4 protein-coding genes are annotated in these 2,649 nt (G+C 49.7%); all 4 read left to right on the top strand.

Translation table 11 applies throughout. From position 1 onward, the window contains the following. On the top strand, nucleotides 1-292 hold a 292-nt coding region (locus CHC02_RS29720; protein ID WP_089394939.1), incomplete at its 5' end, for a DUF2628 domain-containing protein. Nucleotides 293-462: 170 nt separating this feature from the next. Next, complete coding sequence (locus CHC02_RS29715) at nucleotides 463-897, top strand: NTF2 fold immunity protein (protein ID WP_089394938.1); 435 nt, start codon at nucleotides 463-465, stop codon at nucleotides 895-897. Then, nucleotides 876-2,057 (top strand): RHS repeat domain-containing protein, encoded by a 1,182-nt coding sequence (locus CHC02_RS29710; protein WP_089394937.1) that lies wholly within the window; start codon nucleotides 876-878, stop codon nucleotides 2,055-2,057. Before CHC02_RS29715 ends, CHC02_RS29710 begins: the two co-directional genes overlap by 22 nt. After that, nucleotides 2,051-2,497, top strand: coding sequence for a hypothetical protein (locus CHC02_RS30125; protein WP_139210286.1), 447 nt, complete (start codon nucleotides 2,051-2,053; stop codon nucleotides 2,495-2,497). Before CHC02_RS29710 ends, CHC02_RS30125 begins: the two co-directional genes overlap by 7 nt. Nucleotides 2,498-2,649 lie beyond the last annotated feature (152 nt).

Below are 2,649 nucleotides of genomic sequence, written 5' to 3'. Positions count from 1 at the left end.
GCGCATCCTGATCAACGCCAGCATCCTGGCCTTCTTCTTCGGCCCCATCTACTGGTTCGTCCTCGGCCTATGGAAAAAGAACCTGGTGATGCTCGGCATCATCTTCGCGGTGGGCATCCTGGAGGGTTTGTTCGAGATACTGACCGGCATCGAGATCCCCCGCGCGCTGGATAACGGCATCGGCATGGGCTTCGCCGCCTGCTACGCCGTCATCACCAATTACGCCTACTACCTCAAGCAGGTCAAAGGCCAGCAAGGCTGGAATCCCTTTGAAGGCCAGCGGATGCTATAGCCAAGCCTCAGCTTGGCTCTCTAATAATTCGCTGAAGATGATAGCGGCCTTGGTATAGCCAAGGCCGTGTTGCTTTACGGAAATTGTGGTACCAGACCAACCGAAATTATATATAAATATCTTGAGCACGAATGGAGGCCAAATATTAAAAGGCATATTTGGAAACTAAAATGACAGAAAAAAACACCCCTCAAGAAGCAATTACATCCTTTCTCACATCAATGAAAAACTGGGAATCACACTATTCAGAAAAGCTCTTCAGCGCCGCTGAAGAAGACCGTTTCGACGATATGAAAGCCATCAAGTTGGCAGCAAAATCCGCGCTTGAAGAGATATTCAACAGCCATTGCTTGAAGGACAAAGGCGACCGTCGCCGATTAATATCAGTTTCAATGAAAGAATCTACAACATATGATCCAGCAAGAGATAAGCTTGAATTAAAATCAAAAGATGAAAAAAACGCCATTTTTGAATACCAGCAAATCGTAGGACTAGAATCAAAAATCAGATTCGAATTAAAAAATGACAAAGAAAACATCTGGAAAATAAATACAGCAACCTTCTACGATGAAACCAATATCAAATGGATCAGATGGATGCTGTAGATAAATACCGATCCTTGCACCGGATGCATAGCTGCGGTGGCCCCATCGAATCCTCTTTTCCCGAACCATATCAAGCAGGCGTGCACGAATACGACGCCGCCGCCAACCTGGTCAACCCCGAGGGCGACAGCCACCACGGCCAGATCCGCGACAACCGCCTGCGCACCTGGCAAGACCAGCGCTACGACTACGACCCCTGGGGCAACATGGTGGTGCGCAAACGCGGCGCCCACCTGGAACAGCACTTCGAGTACGACTGCGAAAACCGCCTGACCCGCGCCCGCACCTACCGCGACGGCAACCTGCTCAGCGAAGGCCGCTACCACTACGACAGCCTGGGCCGCCGGGTGGCCAAGGCCGTGGAACGCGACGGCACGACGAAAAGCACCGGGTTCCTCTGGCAGGGCCTGCGCCTGCTCCAGGAACGCCGGGCTAACGGCGACAGCCTGTACCTCTACGAACCCGACAGCTACGCCCCCCTGGCCCGCGTCGACCGGGAAGGCGACGAAGAGCGCGCCTACTACTTCCACACCGACCAGATCGGCACGCCGCTGGACGTCACCGACGAGGACGGCAAGCCGGTATGGCAGGCCACCTACAAGGCCTGGGGGGAAGTGGAACGCCATGCGGCAGAAGAGATCGAGCAGAACCTGAGGTTCCAGGGACAGTACTTCGACGCGGAGACGGGGCTGCACTACAACACCTTCCGCTACTACGATCCGGTGGTGGGGCGGTTTGTGGGGCAGGATCCGATTGGGTTGCGAGGAGGAAATAATCTTTACAAATATGCTCCTAGTCCAACTCTTTGGATAGATCCTTGGGGGCTAGAATGCTGGAATACAGCAAGGCAAAACTTCTGGAGGAATGAAGCTCAAAACCCAAGCCGCGCCTATTCTCCTGCCAACCTTGCGAGGATGTCCGAAGGCAAAGCGCCAAGAATGACAGTTGAAGTAATAAGCCGCAAAACGGAAGCTATAACCACCAAGGATGTCTCATTAGAACTACATCACTCCACAATTCCTCAGCGAGTTGGCGGAGAGGGAGTACATGACAGTGGCAACCTCGACATACTAAACCCTTGGGAGCACGAGGCTGTAGACCAATTTCGTCATGTAGGAGCTGACCTAATCCGAATAATTAAAGGAGTTGACACGTGGTAGACATACACGAAATCACAAAACTCATAAAAGATAAAAAATATCAAGAGACGCTAAAAAAGATCGAAGAAAAAATTGCAATAAAAGTTCAGAAGGACTACAGCGACTCACTAGCAATATTGAGTCAGAGGAAATTAAACTCTGCAAACATGAGCATACAAGACGCAGAGAAAATTCTTAACGAATCAGAAGAATCCATAATAAATTACACAATAAAAAAATATAATGCCACACATGGCATCGAAGAAAAAATAGGAATATCCAAAGAGGTAGAAAACACTGAATTTGTAAGCTACGCAATGAGTTACCTGTTAAACAACATCATAGAAATGTTCTCAGCCATACAGGGAAGCAAAGAGCTAGAGAGATACCTAACATCCATACGAGTAAAAAATCCCAAAAAGTATGCAACCCAAGTTCTAGATTGGATTAAAAACAGCTAAAAGCTCTTCATTAGGAAAGGAAGAATTATGAAATGCCCCCATTGCTCCACCTCAATCAGCCCCTTCTCCCCCGCCATCATGGGCCCGTCCAAGCCCGGCGGGGCAAGGGAATGCAAACAGTGCAACAACAAGTTCAGCATCACCGCTGACAA

This window comes from Pseudomonas delhiensis (assembly GCF_900187975.1).
Taxonomy (GTDB): Bacteria; Pseudomonadota; Gammaproteobacteria; order Pseudomonadales; family Pseudomonadaceae; genus Pseudomonas; species Pseudomonas delhiensis.
The sequence above is the reverse complement of the archived record's forward strand: the minus strand, read 5'-3'. Positions and strand labels throughout refer to the sequence as shown.